This window comes from Denitrobacterium sp. (assembly GCF_056180635.1).
Genome location: NZ_JAZZJS010000072.1, coordinates 1 through 17277, shown reverse-complemented (window position 1 = coordinate 17277; position 17277 = coordinate 1). Strand labels below are relative to the sequence as shown.

General features: G+C 61.6%; 15 protein-coding genes. 11 read left to right on the top strand and 4 right to left on the bottom strand.

Annotated features, from left to right (window positions below):
• Positions 1 to 115 precede the first annotated feature (115 nt).
• A complete protein-coding gene (locus AC04P6_RS06465) occupies positions 116 to 1297 on the top strand; it encodes a pyridoxal phosphate-dependent aminotransferase (protein ID WP_475565800.1) in 1182 nt (393 codons plus the stop codon).
• 63 nt (positions 1298 to 1360) lie between these two features.
• On the opposite strand, the gene AC04P6_RS06460 is transcribed toward AC04P6_RS06465, so the two are convergent.
• Positions 1361 to 2218: a zinc-ribbon domain-containing protein gene (locus AC04P6_RS06460; protein WP_475565799.1), complete on the bottom strand. Its 858-nt coding sequence runs from the start codon at positions 2216 to 2218 to the stop codon at positions 1361 to 1363.
• 217 nt (positions 2219 to 2435) lie between these two features.
• Between AC04P6_RS06460 and AC04P6_RS06455 the strand changes: the two genes are divergently transcribed.
• A complete protein-coding gene (locus AC04P6_RS06455) occupies positions 2436 to 3536 on the top strand; it encodes a DNA/RNA non-specific endonuclease (protein WP_475565798.1) in 1101 nt (366 codons plus the stop codon).
• Positions 3537 to 3539: 3 nt separating this feature from the next.
• Here the strand turns inward: AC04P6_RS06455 and rlmD are convergent, their stop codons facing one another.
• Together rlmD and AC04P6_RS06445 are read right to left on the bottom strand one after the other, a co-directional pair.
• Complete coding sequence (rlmD, locus tag AC04P6_RS06450; RefSeq protein ID WP_475565797.1) at positions 3540 to 4943, bottom strand: 23S rRNA (uracil(1939)-C(5))-methyltransferase RlmD; 1404 nt, start codon at positions 4941 to 4943, stop codon at positions 3540 to 3542.
• 46 nt (positions 4944 to 4989) lie between these two features.
• Complete coding sequence (locus AC04P6_RS06445; RefSeq protein WP_475565796.1) at positions 4990 to 5760, bottom strand: tyrosine-protein phosphatase; 771 nt, start codon at positions 5758 to 5760, stop codon at positions 4990 to 4992.
• A 137-nt stretch (positions 5761 to 5897) separates the two neighbouring features.
• Here AC04P6_RS06445 and cysK point away from each other — a divergent pair, with 137 nt between their 5' ends.
• The 9 genes from cysK (at position 5898) to AC04P6_RS06400 (ending at position 16772) form a co-directional block, all read left to right on the top strand.
• The gene (cysK, locus tag AC04P6_RS06440) at positions 5898 to 6851 is read left to right on the top strand and encodes a cysteine synthase A (RefSeq protein ID WP_475565795.1); all 954 of its coding nucleotides are present in this window, start codon (positions 5898 to 5900) and stop codon (positions 6849 to 6851) included.
• 5 nt (positions 6852 to 6856) lie between these two features.
• Positions 6857 to 7984: a tRNA lysidine(34) synthetase TilS gene (gene tilS / locus AC04P6_RS06435; RefSeq protein ID WP_475565794.1), complete on the top strand. Its 1128-nt coding sequence runs from the start codon at positions 6857 to 6859 to the stop codon at positions 7982 to 7984.
• A gap of 2 nt (positions 7985 to 7986) precedes the next feature.
• Positions 7987 to 8601 carry a Maf family protein gene (locus tag AC04P6_RS06430; RefSeq protein WP_475565793.1) on the top strand — a complete coding sequence of 205 codons (615 nt, stop codon included), beginning with the start codon at positions 7987 to 7989 and terminating at the stop codon, positions 8599 to 8601.
• Positions 8602 to 8783: 182 nt separating this feature from the next.
• Positions 8784 to 9344 (top strand): hypoxanthine phosphoribosyltransferase, encoded by a 561-nt coding sequence (hpt, locus tag AC04P6_RS06425; RefSeq protein ID WP_475565792.1) that lies wholly within the window; start codon positions 8784 to 8786, stop codon positions 9342 to 9344.
• Positions 9345 to 9383: 39 nt separating this feature from the next.
• The gene (gene ftsH, locus AC04P6_RS06420; RefSeq protein WP_475565791.1) at positions 9384 to 11591 is read left to right on the top strand and encodes an ATP-dependent zinc metalloprotease FtsH; all 2208 of its coding nucleotides are present in this window, start codon (positions 9384 to 9386) and stop codon (positions 11589 to 11591) included.
• A 32-nt stretch (positions 11592 to 11623) separates the two neighbouring features.
• Positions 11624 to 12934, top strand: coding sequence for a dihydropteroate synthase (gene folP, locus AC04P6_RS06415; protein WP_475565790.1), 1311 nt, complete (start codon positions 11624 to 11626; stop codon positions 12932 to 12934).
• A gap of 376 nt (positions 12935 to 13310) precedes the next feature.
• The gene (locus tag AC04P6_RS06410) at positions 13311 to 14714 is read left to right on the top strand and encodes an MATE family efflux transporter (protein ID WP_475565789.1); all 1404 of its coding nucleotides are present in this window, start codon (positions 13311 to 13313) and stop codon (positions 14712 to 14714) included.
• A gap of 18 nt (positions 14715 to 14732) precedes the next feature.
• Positions 14733 to 16100, top strand: a complete 1368-nt coding sequence (locus tag AC04P6_RS06405) for a DHA2 family efflux MFS transporter permease subunit (protein WP_475565788.1) — start codon at positions 14733 to 14735, stop codon at positions 16098 to 16100.
• Between the two features lie 99 nt (positions 16101 to 16199).
• Positions 16200 to 16772 (top strand): biotin transporter BioY, encoded by a 573-nt coding sequence (locus AC04P6_RS06400; RefSeq protein WP_475565787.1) that lies wholly within the window; start codon positions 16200 to 16202, stop codon positions 16770 to 16772.
• Here AC04P6_RS06400 and AC04P6_RS06395 read toward each other — a convergent pair.
• On the bottom strand, positions 16753 to 17277 hold a 525-nt coding region (locus AC04P6_RS06395; protein ID WP_475565786.1), incomplete at its 5' end, for a type III pantothenate kinase. The two genes, AC04P6_RS06400 and AC04P6_RS06395, sit on opposite strands and share 20 nt — an antisense overlap.

The following is a 17277-nucleotide window of genomic DNA, read 5'->3' as shown; positions in this document are numbered from 1 at the left end:
ATTCGTTATGGAGAATAGCGATAGCCAGTTTTCATGATGCCCACGAATCGCGCTTTACCGTGCGAAAGTGCTACCATACACATTCAAACGAGTAACGCGGCGAAAGGATCCGGACATGTTGAATACCACGATGCAGGCGCTGGGCGCGGCCCCGTCGGCGATTCGTACGCTCTTCGCGTATGGCGCCGAGCGCAAGAAGGTTATTGGCGCAGATAAGGTGTTCGACTACAGCATCGGCAATCCCAGCGTTCCCGCTCCGGAAGCCGTGGGCGAGGCCATGGTGGAGCTGGGCCAGAGCGACCCGGTATCTGTGCATGCGTATACGCAGGCCGCGGGCGACCCCGACATTCGCCAGCGCATTTCCGATTCCCTCAATCGTCAGTTCGGAACCGATTACACGCCTGCGAACCTGTATCTCACCTGCGGTGCCGCAGCGGCCATTAGCATTTCGCTGAAGGCGATCATCGAGCCTGGTGATGAGGTCATCGTCATCAGCCCGTACTTCCCCGAGTACCGCGTCTGGATCGAAACGCATGGCGCGCGCATCGTCGAGGTTCCCGCTCGTTCCGATAACTTCGAAATCGACTTGCCCGTGCTCGAGGCGGCTATTACCGAGCATACGAAGGCCGTAATCATCAACACCCCCAACAATCCCGTAGGCGTGGTGTACTCGCGTGAAAACCTCGAGGGCCTGGCCAGCGTGCTCACGCGTAAGAGCGAGCAGAACGGCCGCCCCATCTTCCTCATCGCCGACGAGCCGTATCGCGAGCTCGTGTACGGTGGCCGCGAGGTGCCCTGGGTCCCCACTATCTACGACAACACGATTGTCTGCTATTCCTGGAGCAAGTGCCTGTCCTTGCCTGGCGAGCGCATCGGCTACGTGCTCGTGCCCTCTGCCGCAACGGAATCGAAGGCGCTTATCGAAGCCGTTGCCGGCGCAGGCCGTGCCCTGGGCTTCATCTGCGCTCCCGTTCTCTTCCAGCGTATTATCGAGCGTTGCGTCGACCTTCCCGCCGACATCGCCGCCTACGAGCGCAACCGCAAGATCCTTTGCGAGATTCTCGACGAATTCGGCTATACCTACATCGAGCCGCAGGGAGCGTTCTACCTGTGGGTGAAGGCCCTGGAAGATGACGCGCAGGCGTTCAGCGACAAGGCCAAGGAGCATGAGCTCCTGCTGGTGCCCAGCGATAGCTTTGGCGTTGGCGGCTGGGTGCGCCTGGGCTATTGCATCGCCGAGGAGACGATTCGCAACTCCCGCGAGGCGTTCGGCGCCCTGAAGCGCGACTACGAATAGCACGCGGCTTATTTCAGCTCGCAAAGCAAAGGCTCTGCAGTTAGAACTGCAGAGCCTTTCTTGTTATCGCGCCATGTCGGCGAGCGATGCTATGAGGTCTTTCGCCCCTTGCGCCGCGGCGTCGAAGGCGTTTGCGGCGGCTTCCCCGAACATGTGGCGGAGCGACGAGCCTATGTTCTCGAAGAAATACGGGTTGAACTGAATGAGGTAGATGAGCGCGAACACGCACAGCACCAGCACCACGATGAGCGTGATGCGCCCCGCGTACGACTTGCGTGCGGTGTTTTCCGAGGAAAAGGTGCGTGCGTTGTTCGCGGGCATTGCGTAGCCGTATTCGTCGACGCTCACGGGCTCCATGACCTCCGTGCCGCTGCGCGTTACGGGCGCGCTTACGGGGGTACCTTGGGGCATATTGGTCGTGGCCTGCGGCGTCATGCCCGATGTCCAGCCTGCGGGGCGCTCGTTCGCCCATTCGTCGCCGAACGTCTCGCGGCGCGGTGCGGCGGGAACGTCGAATCCGCTCAGGTCGGGCTGTCCGGGTTCCGCGGCCTGCTGGAATACCGCCGGGTCGGGCGGGGCGGCTGCGGCAAGAATCTGGGTCTTATCGGCATCGTCGAAGCTGGCGTTTGCCGTGCTTGGGACCTGCGGATCCATGATCGCCGTTTCGGCGGGTGCGTCGATGGTGGGGATATGCGCGAGTCGCGACGCCGCGGAAACGGGGTCGAGAATCTGCGTGGCGGCGGGCGAGAGGGTTTCCTGGTTGGTGGCTTCCGCAAGGGGTTCCGGAATGTTCTCGATGAGGCTCCAGGCAGCCTGTGCCTCGAGTTCCGATGGCTCCACGATCTTCTTGCCGCAGATCATGCAGAACCGCGCCCCCTCTTCGAGAGGCGTACCGCAGGCTGTGCAAAAATGTGCGGTCATGCGTTCTCCCTTTCGCGCGTCGTGTGATTCGTTACCTTGCATGGCCTTCTATCTTACGTGCCATCGGGCCGCCAGTAGAAGTCTGTACCGAATCGTCATGAAGCGTGCGTCTGGTATTCAAAAGTCACGAGTTCGTATTGCGCCCCTGCCATCAGGGCCGATTCTAAAAGCGCGGGGCTGATACAATGGATTTGTGGTCTCAATATAGGGGGTATTCATGCGTTGTCTTCGTAGCGCGCTGGAATCATGCGCGCTTGGTTCTCGTCTGCTCGCCATTGTCCTGGCACTGTCTCTGTCCTTTGGCTCGGTTGCGTTAGCGGGATGCAATGCATCGAGCGGGGAAGGGGCGCAGCCCGGCAAGCAAGAGGTTTCGACGTCGGCCGATCAGGCGGAAAGGCCATCCGGAAGCGCCGCTTCCGCGCAGGACGATTCGGCCGAACAGGCTCCCGAGTCCTCGTCGTCCGCCCGCCTTTCCTCGCCCACGGAATGGGACGATGCTGCGTATCCCGATTACTATCGCGTCGTGGGGGCTGCCGTGTGCGATTACCCTGCGGAAGAGGGCAGCGTTACCTATACGGGCCTCGACCGCCTGCAGCGCGCGGGCAGCGTGTATGCGGTTGTCACGTACTCCATGATGAAAGAGGGGCTTGCGCGCGATCGCGAGGATATGAGCTCGCTTCATCCCTCGGGGTGGGCGAAGAACGAGCAGGTTGCCATCGAGATGCCCAACGGCACTACGTACCATGGCTATTTCTACAATCGCAGCCATCTGCTGGCGAAGTCGCTGGGCGGCGAGGAATCGCTCCGCAACCTGATAACGGGCACGCGCACGCAGAACGTGGGTGCCAACGATCAGTCATCCACGCCGGGCGGCATGGCGTACGCCGAAACGAAAGCGCGCGATTGGCTGGAAGCGCATCCAAGCGGCACGGTGTATTACGCTGCCACTCCGCTTTACGTGGGCGATGAACTGGTCGCGCGTTCGGTGGTCGTTGATATGCGCACGTCGGACGGAAGCATCGACGAGGAAGTCGAGGTGTATAACTGTGCGAAGGGCTACGCAATCGATTACGCTACCGGTTCGTATGCCCCAAACGGCGGCGCTCCTAGCGAAGGGCAGGTCGCGCAGGACGAAGCGCCTGCCTCAGCGAGCGTGGGTGCATGCGATTACGTGCTGAATACCAACACGCGCAAGTTCCATCGCCCCGATTGCTCGTCGGTAGGGAAGATGAGCGCCAAGAACAGGCTCGACGTGAACAGCTCGCGCGACGAGATAATCGCGCAGGGGTATCAGCCGTGCAAGAGGTGCAACCCGTAGCGCCTATGCGCCGCGGGAAAGCAGTACGACGTTTTCCACGTGGTCGGTGTGGGGGAACATGTCCACGGGGCGAATGCGCTCCAGGTGGTAGCCATGCTTGCAAAGCTGCTTCACGTCGCGCGCCTGCGTGAGGGGATTGCACGAGATGTAGACGATCTTCCCGGGGGCAAGCACGTTCACCGCGTCGAGGAAGTCCTCGCTCGCACCCGCGCGAGGCGGGTCCATCATCAACACGTCGATGGATCGGTGCTGCGCGGCGCATTGCTTCATGAACTCGCCTGCGTCGGCGGCTACGAATTCCGCATTCGTAATGCCGTTGTGCGCAGCATTGGCGCGCGCGTCGTGGATGGCCGATTCCACGCTGTCCACGCCGATTACCTGGGCCTGGCCAGATGTCGCTGCGGCAATGAGCCCGATGGTGCCCGTTCCGCAGTACGCGTCGAGCACGGTGATGCTTCCATTGTCGCCTTGCGCTTCATCGAGGCCGGCAAACGCCACGGCGGTTCGGTACAGCACCTCCGTCTGCTTCGAATTCACCTGGTAGAACGAGTGGGATGAAATGCGGAACGAAAGCCCGCACAGCGTGTCGATGATGAAGCCGGGGCCATAGATGGTGTGCTCTTCCTGGCCCAGGATGACGTTGGTCTGGCGCAGGTTCACGTTCTGCACGATGGTGGTGATGGCGGGGCAGCGGCGCTTGAGCTCACGCGCGAAGTTCTTCGCGCCCGGGAACTGCTTGTCGTTGGTAACGAGCGTCACCAGCACCTCGCCGCTTTCGTGCCCCACGCGCACGATGGCATGGCGCATGAAGCCGCGGCCCGTGTCCTCGTTGTAGGGCTCGATGCCGTATTTGCCCATGATGGCCTTGATGGCAGCGATAACGGTACGTCCCATTTCGTGCTCCACGGCGCATGTGCTGGCGGGCACGATGCGGTGGGAATGGGCGGCGTACATGCCGCAGAGAATCTCGTGGCGCGCCTCCTGCCCCTTCTTCTTGCCCGGCTTCGGCGCGTCCTTGCGCGTTTTGCCGGGGGCGAAGGGCGAGGTGATCTTGTTGCGGTAGTGGAGCGGTTCGTCCATGCCCGCAATGGGGTCGAGCATGCAGGTTTCGCCGGCGAATTCTTCGAACAAGTCAACGATGAACTGCTGCTTCTTCGCGAGTTGTTCCTGATAGGGAACGTGGATGGCGGAACATGCGCCGCATTCGGACGCGACGGGGCAGAGGGATGACGCGTGCTTGGGTGCGCGTTTCGCGCCACGCGCGTCTTGCGTGCGGCGGGCGTTCGGCCTGACCGCGTGGCGTTCGCCGTTGCGGGCGGCCTTTGCTTTGCCGTGCTTCTTCGCGTTCTTTGCGGGTGCGGCCGTGTGCTTGCGGCTCGATTTCTTGATGTTCTGTTTCTCGCTCATGCGGCTATTGTGGCATATTTCGCCGCGCTGCGTTCGGATGCCACCGTTATTGCAGGAAGTTGTGGCGCAGCGTGTCTTCTTCCGCCAGGCCCACGCCGCACACGTCTTCCAGGAAGCCCGCGAAGTCGCCGAAGTTCTCGTCGATTGCGTCGAGCGCAGCGTCGAGGTGCTCGTGACGCGCTTCCAACAGTGGCCCCATGCGGTGCGTCATGCTGGGGGCAACGCCCTTGCTACGTGCGTCTTGGATGATCTGCTCGCGGTATTCTGCCAGGCCGGCGTTCGAATCCATGTAATCGGCCAGCACGGCGCGCTTGGGAATGCCCAGCGCCAGCAGCACGATGGCGGTAACTACGCCCGTGCGGTCCTTTCCGTTCGTGCAATGCCACAGCACGGCCTGCTCGCTCGCGTCGAGCAGCACCTGGAAAATCTGGTGCCAGCGCGGCGCCATCGACGGGCTCACCATCTTCTTGTAGAGGGCGCATGCGTCGTATAGGTCGGGATTCCAGGTGCCGCGCAGGATTTCCTGCCAGTTGTAATCTTCCAGCGTGATGCCCAGCGCGCTTACGGGCATGAGCGGCACTTCGAGATGGCTCACGCCGGGCAGATCGGGGTCGGGATTGCTGTTGCGTTCCAGCCCCGTGCGCAGGTCGATAACCGTTCCCACGTTGTAAAACCCCGCGAGGAGCGCGCGTTCGTTGGCGTCGGTGGCGCCCAGCGTGGCGCAGCGGTAGAGCCTGCGCGGCCGGATGATGTAGCCGTCGCCTGTGGCGAGCCCGCCTAGGTCGCGGAAGTTCATTATGTGCGGTAAGTCCCTCATATGCTATTGGAATACTACCACATTAGACCAGCTAAATCGGTATTTTCTGCCCTCTTTTTCTGCCGAAAATCTGTTCCCATTCCCGAAATGCAGCGGTATGATGGGTCCAATATGTTTGCCTGGGAAAGGGGGCTGCTATGCAGGGTACCAGCGAACTAACGGCCAGTATTGGGCGTACGCCGCTCATTCTGCTTCGCAACTTCTCCGAGCAAGTAGGGGCTCGAGTGCTTGTGAAATATGAGGCGGCGAATCCGGGCGCATCGCTGAAGGATCGCGCTGCGCTTTGCATGATCAACCGTGCCGAGCGCGAGGGCATCATCGCCCCGTATCGTAGCGTTCTCATTGAGCCCACTAGCGGAAACACGGGTATCGCCATCGCCATGATCGGCGCCGCGCGCGGCTATCGCGTCATTCTCACCATGCCCGAATCCATGAGCGTCGAACGTCGCAAGCTTGCGGCTGCCTATGGCGCCGAAATCGTGCTCACGCCTGCGAAGGATGGCATGAAGGGCGCTGTTGCGAAGGCGCAGGAGCTCGCGGAAGACTTTCATTCGGGCTGGATCGTGGGACAGTTCACTAACCCCAACAATCCGCTCGCGCACGAGCTCACCACCGGTCCGGAAATCTTCACGCAGCTGGGCTTCGACCCCGATTACGTGGTTGCGGGCGTTGGAACGGGCGGCACCATTTCCGGTTGCGGCCACTACTTCAAGGGCAAGCACGCGCGTACGAAGTGCTTTGCGGTCGAACCAGCCGAAAGCCCCATCATCTCCCAGGCGCTTGCCGGGGAAGAGCTCACGCCCCATGCGCATGGCATCCAGGGCATTGGTGCTAACTTCATCCCCGAAACGCTCGACCTGGGAATTCTCGATGGCGCCATTCCCGTGTGCGTCGACGACGCCATGGCTGCCGCACGCAGTGCCGCGCGCGACGAGGGCCTGCTCGTGGGCATTTCCAGCGGTGCCAATCTGGCCGCCGTCATCGACCTCATCGAAAACGATCGCGATGCTCGTGGTTCCACCATCGTCACGTTCGCGGTCGACACGGGCGAGCGCTACCTTTCCACCGACCTATTCCACGGATTGGCGTAGTACGCGTGCCTGCGGTAAAGGAAACTACCGAAGTTCGTTTCGCGCGCACGATCGAGGAAAAGGGGCTCGCCGGCCCCGAAACTCCCGTGCTCCTTATGGTATCGGGCGGTTCCGATTCCACGTCATTGGCATATCTGGCCACCGACCTGCACCGTCGTGGCGGGTTGGGGCCTCTTGCCATTTTGCACGTGAACCACAATCTTCGTGGGGAGGCTTCCGACGCCGACGCTTCGTTCGTGCAGAATCTGGCTGATACGCTGCGCGTCCCCCTCTTCATGGTGCAGGTTGATATTCCTCGCATCGTGCAGATGACGGGCGACAACATGGAAGCCGTTGCGCGCCAGGAACGCTATCAGGCGGCCAACGAGGCACTGGAAAGCCTCTGCCGCCATGCCGATGCGCCCCTTAGCGAGGGCCGCATCTTCACGGCGCACACGCAGGACGATCGCGTCGAGAACTTCTACATGCGCTCCATCGTGGGAACGGGCCCGGGCGGGTTCCGTTCGATGCGCTACCGCAACGGCGCCATCGTGCGTCCCTGTCTCGACCTCTCGCGCGACGATCTGCGCGCCTACCTGGGCATGCGCGAGCTCGACGCGTTCGAGGACCCGTCGATTGCGCTCGTGCGCGACTTGCAGGGAAAGCTCTGGCGCGAAGACGCCACCAACGCGCATACCGACCATTTCCGCGCCTACGTGCGCCATAACATCGTGCCCGTGGCGAAAGACCGCAATCCGCGCCTGCTCGACACGCTGTGCCGCTCGATGAACCTCATCGCCGATGAAGACGACATGCTCGAAGACATGGCGCATCAGCTGGAAGAGCGCTATGTTTCCTGGCTCGACGAGGCGAACGACCCCTGCAATTCGGAGGGCTGCCTGCTCGCTCCCGATATGGCTTTTCAGCCGAAACCCCTGGTGCGTCGTTGCGTAACCTCCGTCCTGCAGCTTATGCTTGGCGAGGAAGCCCGCATCGAAACGGCGTCCGTGGAAGCGGTGTGCCGGGCCTTTGGTCCTAGCGCCCCCGTGTCGGGGTATACCGCGAACATCCAAGGCAACCTGGCCGTTTCGTCGAATAAGCGGGGTGTACGCATCGAGCCCATGAGCGCGTTTCGTGCGCGCAGGAAGAGGTAGCAGTGGAAATCGTTCTCGCATCGGGAAGCCCCCGTCGCCGTGAAATCCTGAAGGCAGCGGGCGTCTCGTTCCGGGTCATTCCCAGCGAAGCCACCGAAGAGCTCGAGGAATCCGAACTTGCAAATCCTTCGCAGGCGGCACGCACGCTCGCCGATCGCAAAGCCGGCTCCGTCGTGCAGCTGCTCCTCGCCATGCCCCGTCCGCTAAGCCAGCCGGTTGCCGTCATCGGGGCCGACACCATGGTGGTGAAGGACGGTCGCATTTTCGGCAAGCCCCACTCGCTCGAAGAGGGCACGGAAATGCTCCAGCAGCTGCAGGGCGCAACGCACGAGGTCATCACAGGTGTTTCGGTGTGGATGCTCAGCCCCGACGACGAGGGCAACGTCTCCATCGCGCGTCGTGCGTTCTCCGAGACGAGCGAGGTAACCTTCAAGCCCCTCACCAGCGACGAAATCGCCGAATACCTTGCATGCGGGGAAAGCTTCGACAAGGCCGGCGCGTACGCCATCCAGGGCGAGGGAGCCAAGCTCGTGGCCGGCTACGAAGGCGATTACGACAACATCGTGGGCCTTCCCGTGTCCACGCTTCTGCGCCTCGTTCCCGCCCTTGCGGAATAGCCCTTTTCCCAGGTGCGACCCCTTGGGGCGCATATGGGTCAGCCAGCGTGTAAATAACGTGCTCAATAGCAGGCCGTTACCTGTTTGTCGGATTCGGAACAGGGGTGTTTTGCTACACTTTGAAACCAAGTGTAGTTTGTGGCGCCATGCGTCCCAGCGTATGGCGTAATCGAGAAGAGGTTATGGCTTTGACGTTCCAGGGTATTCACGAAGATGTAGATCGCATCCTGTTCACCGAAGAGGATCTGCGCAATCGAATTTGCGAGATGGGTCGTCAGATTACCGCCGACCATCAGGGTGATAACCTGCTTGTCATTTCGGTGCTGCGCGGCGCGGCTATTTTCATGGCCGACCTCGTGCGCGAAATCGAGCTTCCCCTGGAAATGGATTACATGGCCATTTCCAGCTACGGTAACGGCGTGAAGAGCTCCGGCATCGTGCGCATCCTGAAAGACCTCACCTCTTCGGTCGAGGGCCGTCACGTGCTCATCGCCGAAGATATCCTCGATAGCGGCCTCACGCTCAGCTATCTCATCCGCAACCTGCAGGCGCGCAACCCAGCCTCCATCGAAGTGGCCACGTTGCTGCGCAAGAAGACGCTTCAGCAGGCGAAAATCGATTGCCGTTACGTGGGCTTCGAATGCCCCGACGAATTCATTGTCGGTTACGGCCTCGACTACGCCGAGCGTTATCGCAACCTGCCCTATATCGGCGTTCTGAAGAAGAGCGTTTACGAGAAATAGCCTGAACACGCATTCGGGCAGCAAGGAAGTACATACCATATGCCAGATCAGAAACCGCCTATTAAGCCCAACTCGAGGACTACCATCGTCTGGACGGTCCTCATGGTCCTCATCTTCCTGTTCCTGGGGTCGCAGCTCACGGGGCTGGGTCATCAGACGGAATCACGCCAGACCGACTCTCTGAAAACGAGCGAGTTCATCTCAGCCGTGAACGAGGGCCGCGTGCTCGACGTCACGTTCGACGCCGGTTCCGACACCGTTTCCGGCACGTACTATCCCGCGGCAACGGCGGGCGGCACCATCAGCGACGCCTACGACACGGCGTTCGAGGCGCTGTCCTCTGCCCTGGGCACCCAGCACACCAGCGATGGCTCTTCCATCAGCAATACCGTCGAAACCACCACGCTCGACGACCAGACGCTGGGCACCGAGCGCAATTACACGGCTACGTGGGTGGGCCAGGATTCCCTGGGCGAGCTCATGGCGGCGCATCCCAACATCAGCTACCAGGTCACGCTTCCGTCTGGCCTGCTTTCCGGACTGCTGTCCTATCTGCCCATGATTCTCATCGCCGTCTTCTTCGTCTGGATGTTCTACCAGATGAACAAGGCGAATAGCTCTCAGATGTCCTTCGGCAAGACGAAGGCCAAGATGGCTTCCGAGGAACGCCCCGATGTCAAGTTCGATGATGTTGCGGGTGTCGACGAGGCCGTCGAGGAGATGCAGGAGATTCGCGACTTCCTCTCCAACCCGAAGAAGTACCAGGACATCGGCGCGAAGATTCCGCGCGGCTGCCTGCTGGTAGGCCCTCCGGGTACCGGTAAAACGCTCCTCGCGCGTGCCGTGGCCGGCGAAGCGGGCGGGCCCTTCTTCAGCATTTCGGGCTCCGACTTCGTCGAGATGTTCGTGGGCGTGGGCGCGAGCCGCGCGCGCGACCTCTTCAAGCAGGCCAAGGAAGCCGCTCCCGCCATCGTGTTCATCGACGAGATCGACGCCGTGGGCCGTCAGCGCGGTACGGGCCTGGGCGGCGGTCACGACGAGCGCGAGCAGACGCTCAATCAGCTGCTCGTCGAGATGGATGGCTTCGAGGCGAACGATTCCGTCGTGCTCATCGCCGCAACCAACCGCTCCGACGTTCTCGACCCCGCGCTCCTGCGTCCCGGCCGCTTCGACCGCCAGATCGTGGTCGACGTGCCCGACGTGCGCGGTCGCGAGAAGATCCTGAACGTTCACGCGAAGGGCAAGCCCATCGCGCAGGACGTCGATCTGCCCAAGATTGCCAAGCTCACGCCCGGCTTCACCGGTGCCGACCTGGCGAACCTCCTGAACGAGAGTGCGCTTCTCACCGCCCGCCGCGGCAAGAAGGTCATTTCCATGGAGGAAGTGCAGGACAGCATGGAGCGCGTCATCGCCGGCCCCGAACGCAAGGGCCGCGTGATGGACGATCAGACCAAGAAGACCATCGCCTTCCACGAAAGCGGTCACGCCCTCGTGGGCCATACGCTGCCCCTGGCCGACCCGGTGCACAAGATCAGCATCGTCAGTCGCGGCCGCGCCCTGGGCTATACCCTGTCCATCCCCAAGGAAGACAAGGTGCTGAACAGCCGCAACGAAATGATGCAGGAACTGGCCGTGTTCCTGGGCGGTCGCGTTGCCGAGGAAATCTTCTGCGACGATATCACCACGGGCGCCAGCAACGACCTCGAGCGCGCAACCAAGATGGCGCGCCAGATGGTCACGCAGTATGGCATGAGCGCCGAACTGGGCACGCAGATCTTCGGCCAACCCAACCACGAGGTGTTCCTGGGCCGCGATTACGGCAACACGCAGGATTACTCCGAGGAAACGGCTCGTCGCATCGACGACGAGGTCGCGCGTCTCATGAAGCAGGCGCACGATACCGCCTACGAGATTCTCTCCAGCAACAAGGAGCAGATGGCCCTCATGGCGTCGGTGCTGCTCGAGCGCGAGACCATCGACGGCGATGCCTGCCAGGCGCTGCTCGACAACAAGTGGAACGAGTACCTCGAGCACGAGCAAAGCGAAGCTGGCAAGGCGGCGCGCGAGCGTGCTGCCACCACGGTCGTCGCCCCCAGCGAGCCTGCCGCGCCTGCTGCTTCCGCACCTGCGGGCCAGCAGCCTCCCGCGCAGCCCGGTTCGGGCGTTTCGGCTGGCACGTATGCCCCGAAGCCCCAGCCGCCGCACTCGGGCGCTTCCGGTGGTCAGCATTCCGAGAATAATCGATAAACGCGTAGAACAATTCAAGTGAGGTTATCGCTGTGATTTGGCGTTGTGGTTCTTTTAGCTTCGATTCGAGGATGCCCGTCGTTATGGGCATCCTCAATGTCACTCCCGATTCGTTTTCCGATGGCGGCTCGTATGCCAATGCCGAAGAGGCCATTGCCGCTGGCCTGGCCATGCAGGAAGCTGGCGCGCTCATCATCGACGTGGGCGGCGAGTCCACGCGTCCCGGTTCCACGCCCGTCTCTTGCGAGGAAGAGCTCAACCGCGTCCTTCCCGTCGTGCGTGGCCTGGTGGAAAAGGGCGTATGCGTAAGCGTCGACACGCGCCATGCGCCGGTTGCGCGCGCGTGCGTCGAAGCGGGCGCTGCCATCATCAACGACATTTCGGGTTTCCGCTCGTCTGATATGGTGCGCGTCGCGCAGGAAAGCGAAGCGGGCCTCATCGTCATGCATATGCAGGGCGAGCCTTCCACCATGCAGCAGTTCACGCAGTACGACGACGTCGTGGCCGAGGTGAAGGACTATCTCGAGCAACGTTGCCGCATGCTGGAGGAAGAGGGCATCGCGCGCGATCGCATCTCCATCGACCCGGGCCCTGGCTTCAGCAAGACGCCCCAGCAGACCATCGAGCTCATGCGCAATCTGCACGAGTTCGTGCGCACGGGGTATCCGGTTGTCGCCGCGCCCTCGCGCAAGAGTTACATCGGCTTTGCGTACGGCATCGAGAACCCGAAGGACCGTGACGAGGCTAGCGTCGAAGAGGCCCTTATGGCCTGCGAACTGGGCGCAAGCGTGGTTCGCATGCACAACGTGCCCCTTACGGTGGAAAAGCTCGCGGCCATCCGTCCGTATGCGCTTTTGGGTCTGGGCTGCAACGTTGCCCTGGTGGGCGAGCGCGGCCAGGAGCAGGAAGCGAAGATTGCCCAGCTCAACCAGGCTATCTCGTCTATCTGCATGATGCCCGACACTCAGATGATCGACTGCTCGAGCTTCTATGCCAGCGAGCCGGCATACGTGGAAGACCAAGACGACTTCGTGAATGCTGTCGTGCTCATTCGCACGGGCCTGGCTCCGCGCGATATGCTGCAGTACCTGCATGCCGTGGAAGACAGCCTGGGCCGCGTGCGCACCGTGAAGAACGGCCCTCGCACGTGCGACATCGATATCCTCGACTACCAGCTCTACGTAAGCGACGACGAGCAGCTGAAGCTTCCGCACCCGCTTTTGTGCGAGCGCGATTTCATGGTGAAGCCGCTGCTCGAGATTCTTCCGCACCATGTTCTTTCCGATGGCACGCCCGTTACGCTCGACACGGTGCGCGTGGGTGCTGCCACGAAAATCCGCTAATCAGCGGCGCATTTCATAACACAAGAGAAGCGCAGGGGAGGCCTTCGCCCCTGCGCTTCAGTAACCCAGTGTGACGTTGCGGTTTTTGGGGAGGATTGGGAACGTCGCTTAGGCTGGGTATCACCATCAATCCAGTGCTATATTATACACAAAATGCTACTCGTTGTATAGCATTACACGCGCCTATGCGTCTATTGTGCGCGTTGCCCTATCCATGTCCAAACGGAGTAAGCTAGGTGAGCAATACAAGTTTGGGAAATAAGATGGGACTGACGTGGCGGAAGAGCACAATGATCTATTCGACGTAAAAGCAAGTACCGGGGCCCCTGTGGGGCGGGACCCGAAGAATCCGGGGCGTGACGATAAAGTCAATCGCATGGGTACGGCCAGTATCCCGCGCCTTATCACGGAATTCGCCATTCCCAGCATCATCGGCATGGTGGTGAACGGCGCATATAACATTATCGACTCCATTTTCCTGGGCAGTGCCATGCACGAAGTGGGGCAGGCCGCCGTTACGGCCGCCATGCCCATCATGATCGTCTTCATGGCCATTGCCATGCTCATCGGCAACGGCGGCAACGCCCTGGCCGCGCTGCGCATGGGCGAGGGCGACCGCGTGGGCGCCGAGCGCAGCCTGGGCAACACGGTGACGCTGTCGCTTCTGGTGAGTGCGCTCGTGGCCGTGCTGGCATTCGTGCCTCCCTGCATCAACGGCCTTCTGTCCATTTCGGGCACCACTACCGAGGTGTGGGAGTACTCCAAGACGTTCATCCAGATCATCTCGCTGGGCTTCTTCCTGCAGTGCATCGGCATGGGCGTGAACAACTTCATCCGCACGTCGGGCAACCCCAATCGCGCCCTGGGAACCATGGTCATTGGCGCCGTGGTGTGCGTTATCTTCAACTACCTGTTCGTTATCGTGCTTGGCTGGGGCATTGCCGGTAGCGCCTGCGCCACCCTTGCGGGCCAGGCCGCAAGCTGCGTCAGCGTGCTCTGGTTCTTCCTGTTCACGAAGAACGTTCCCATGAAGCTGCATAGGCGCTTCATGAAGCTCGAGGGTCGCACCGTGCGCCTTATCCTGTCGCTGGGCTTCGCAAGCTTCGCCATCCAGGCAGCTGCGGCCGTGGTGAACTTCGTCCTGAACAACCTGCTGGTGAAGTACGGCGCCCAAAGCCCTCTGGGTCAGGATGCCGCGCTGGCCAGCATCGGCGTGGTAAGCCGCGTGGCCATGTTCACCATCTTCCCGCTGGTGGGTGTTGCCATCGCCCTGCAGCCGCTTCTGGGCTACAACTACGGCGCGCACCTGTTCAAGCGCGTGCGTACTGCGCTCTTCGAAGGCATGGCGGGCGGCACGGTTATCGCCATCGCCATGTGGGTGGCGGTTCACCTGTGGCCCAACCAGATCGTGGGTGCGTTCGGCCTGGAAGACCCCGAGCTCGTGGCGTTCACCGTATTCGCTCTGAAGGTCCAGCTCATCCTGCTGCCGTTCGTGGCCTTCCAGATTATTGGCGCGAACTACTTCCAGGCAACGGGTCAGCCCGTGAAGAGCGCGTTCCTCTCGCTTACGCGTCAGGTGCTCTTCCTCATCCCGCTGTACTTCCTGCTGCCCGAGCTGCTGCCGCAATTCCTGCCGCAGTACTCTGGCCTCGACGCGCTGTACTTCGCCGTGCCCATGGCCGACTTCCTGGCCATCTTCACCACGGTGATCTTCATGTTCGTGGAATTCAGGCGCATGAAGCGTCTGGAGTCTGGCGAGCTCAAAGCCGCCGACTTCTAGGATAGAAAAGGAGGCGCCATGGGGGCTGGTAGGAAAAACGGATTCTCGTATTTCGCGTTGGCCCTCATGGTGCTTGGCTCCAGTCTTGGAGGCATGTCCCAAACGGGCATGAACACGGCGCTGCCCTCGGTTATGGCCGACCTGGGCATCACCACCGACGTGGCTCAATGGCTCGTCACCGTGTTCCAGCTCATGTTGGGCATCGTCATGCCCCTCGTGGCGTTTCTCTCGCGCCGCTTCAGCTCCAAGCGGCTCTTCATCGCGAGCTCCCTCATGTTTTCGGTGGGAAGCGTCGCCATCGCCCTTTCCACGAGCTTTGCGCTCATGCTGGTTGGGCGCATTCTGCAAAGCTCGGCGGTCGCCGTTATGCTCACCTTGGTGCAGGTGGTCGTGTTCCGGAAGTTCCCGCGCGAGCGATGGGGGACCATCATGGGCTTCGTGGGGCTTGCCCTGGGGTTCGCCCCGAACATCGGCCCCACTATCATGGGCGTCCTCATTCAGGTGTGGGATTGGCGCGGCGCGTTCTGGTGCTTTGCCGCCATTTCCGCATTCGTGGCGCTTTCGATGTGCTTCGCGCTGCGTAAAAGCACGACGCAGCATGGAGCCATGAACCTCGACGCGCTTTCGCTCGTTGCGTCGACGCTCGCGTTCGGCGGCCTGCTCATGGGCGTGTCGAATATCTCCTCGTTTGGCATCGTCAGCCTGCAGTGCATTATTCCCCTGGCAGTGGGGGCGGCGTCCATGGCATGGTTCGTGCACCGCGAATCGCGCATTTCCAACCCCCTCCTTTCCCTCGCGCCGTTCAAGAATCGGGGCTTTGCGTTGGGCACCATCATGAACTGCCTGCTGTTCAGCGCATTTATCGGCGTAACGCTCGTGCTGCCCCTCGAGCTGCAGAGCCTGCATGGCCGCTCGGCCCTCGAGGCGGGCATGTCGCTTCTGCCTGGCACGGTGGCTGCGTTCATCATGAATCCCGTTTCCGGCATGCTCTACGACAGCATCGGCGCGCGACGCGTCGTGTGCATGGGCTCCGCGCTGCTCGTGGTGGGCACGGTGGGCATGCTCGACCTGGGGCATATGGATTCCCTGGCGCTCGTGATGGCCTGGCAGGCGGTTCGCGCCTTCGGCATCAGCTCGCTCATCCAGCCGCTTACCACGTGGAGCCTGCATAACCTCGACGAAGCCGTTGTCGCGGATGGCACGAGCGTGTCGAATGCGGTGCGTCAGATTGCCGCGGCGTTCGGCACGAGTATCATGGTGCTCCTCATGGCGGTGGGCGGTGAAGGCGGTTCCGTTACGGCGGTGGGCGTGAACTACGCAATTGCCTTCTCGCTCGTGTGTTCCGCCATCCTCATGGTGATGTCTTTTGCCGTCGTGAAGAGGTAGTTCTGTAAATTGTAAACCTTAGCAAGGTAACAGGTTTACAATCCGACTCCGCTCTACTAGAGTGGAGCGCGTTCACTTGTTCGCGAGAAAGAAGAGGTTATGCAGACTATTTCGTCGACCGCAAAACGTACGCGCTCCATTGCATTCGTGGGCTTGTCGGTGGCCCTGCTGGCGGTATCCGCGTGGATTACCGTGCCGCTTGGCCCCGTGCCCTTCACGATGCAGACGTTCGTGATCGTGTTTCTGTTCTTGGCTCTTAGCGCGGGCGAAAGCGTTTCCGCTATTGCTGCCTATCTGGTGCTGGGTGCCATCGGCCTGCCGTTGTTCTCGGGCATGAAGGGGGGCATCGCCGCGCTGCTGGGGCCGACGGGCGGTTTCCTGTGGAGCTTCCTCATCGCCACGCTGGTGGCCGTGGCGTTCCTGCGTCTCGTTGGTCGACGCACCATCGTATTCGAGTACATCGCCGGTGCGATCTACCTGGTCATTAGCTATGCGATGGGTTGGTTCTGGCTCATGGTGTCCACCGGCATGACGCCGGAGGCCGCGTTCCTTTCCGCGGTTGCCCCCTTCGTCGTCATCGACATCCTGAAGATTGCCTTTGCCGTGCCCGTTGCGCATGCCGTGCGCAAGGTCGTGGCTGGCAAGGCGAGTGCTAATCCTGTAGCTGCGTAGGCTTCTTCGCCTGGTAGATCAGGCGAAGCCCCTCGAGCGTGAGCTCGGGGTTCACGTGCGTCACCGTTTGCGAGAGGTTCGACATCAAGGTGCCGAACCCTCCGGTGGCGATGACGGGGGTTTCGGTGCCCAGTTGCTTCCAAATACGGCGTACCATGCCGTCGATAGCGTCTACCTGGCCGTATACAACGCCAATCTGGATGGCCTTCACCGTGGAGTTCCCGATGGCGCACCCTGGGTCGGCAAGCTCGACGTCGGGGAGCAGTGCCGTGCGGTTTACTAGTCCCTCGATGGACGTCTGGATGCCCGGGGCGATTGCGCCGCCCAAAAAACGTCCATCCGCGTCGATGACCTCGATGTTGGTGGCGGTGCCCAGATCGAGCACGATGGCGGGGCTTCCGTACAGGGCCCGTGCGGCGACGGCGTCGGCCAGGCGGTCGGCGCCGGGGGTGCCACCGTATCCCGACGTGTCGATCATGTCGGCGATGAGATGCGCGTCGACCGA

What these genes read in the sequence shown, in the direction of transcription:
- AC04P6_RS06465 (WP_475565800.1), top strand. Translation starts at nt 116, where the DNA reads ATGTTGAATACCACGATGCAGGCGCTGGGCGCGGCCCCGTCGGCGATT.
- AC04P6_RS06400 (WP_475565787.1), top strand. Translation starts at nt 16,200, where the DNA reads ATGCAGACTATTTCGTCGACCGCAAAACGTACGCGCTCCATTGCATTC.
- AC04P6_RS06405 (WP_475565788.1), top strand. Translation starts at nt 14,733, where the DNA reads ATGGGGGCTGGTAGGAAAAACGGATTCTCGTATTTCGCGTTGGCCCTC.
- AC04P6_RS06460 (WP_475565799.1), bottom strand. Translation starts at nt 2,218, where the DNA reads ATGACCGCACATTTTTGCACAGCCTGCGGTACGCCTCTCGAAGAGGGG.
- AC04P6_RS06455 (WP_475565798.1), top strand. Translation starts at nt 2,436, where the DNA reads ATGCGTTGTCTTCGTAGCGCGCTGGAATCATGCGCGCTTGGTTCTCGT.
- AC04P6_RS06445 (WP_475565796.1), bottom strand. Translation starts at nt 5,760, where the DNA reads ATGAGGGACTTACCGCACATAATGAACTTCCGCGACCTAGGCGGGCTC.
- rlmD (WP_475565797.1), bottom strand. Translation starts at nt 4,943, where the DNA reads ATGAGCGAGAAACAGAACATCAAGAAATCGAGCCGCAAGCACACGGCC.
- AC04P6_RS06410 (WP_475565789.1), top strand. Translation starts at nt 13,311, where the DNA reads ATGGGTACGGCCAGTATCCCGCGCCTTATCACGGAATTCGCCATTCCC.
- hpt (WP_475565792.1), top strand. Translation starts at nt 8,784, where the DNA reads ATGGCTTTGACGTTCCAGGGTATTCACGAAGATGTAGATCGCATCCTG.
- ftsH (WP_475565791.1), top strand. Translation starts at nt 9,384, where the DNA reads ATGCCAGATCAGAAACCGCCTATTAAGCCCAACTCGAGGACTACCATC.
- cysK (WP_475565795.1), top strand. Translation starts at nt 5,898, where the DNA reads ATGCAGGGTACCAGCGAACTAACGGCCAGTATTGGGCGTACGCCGCTC.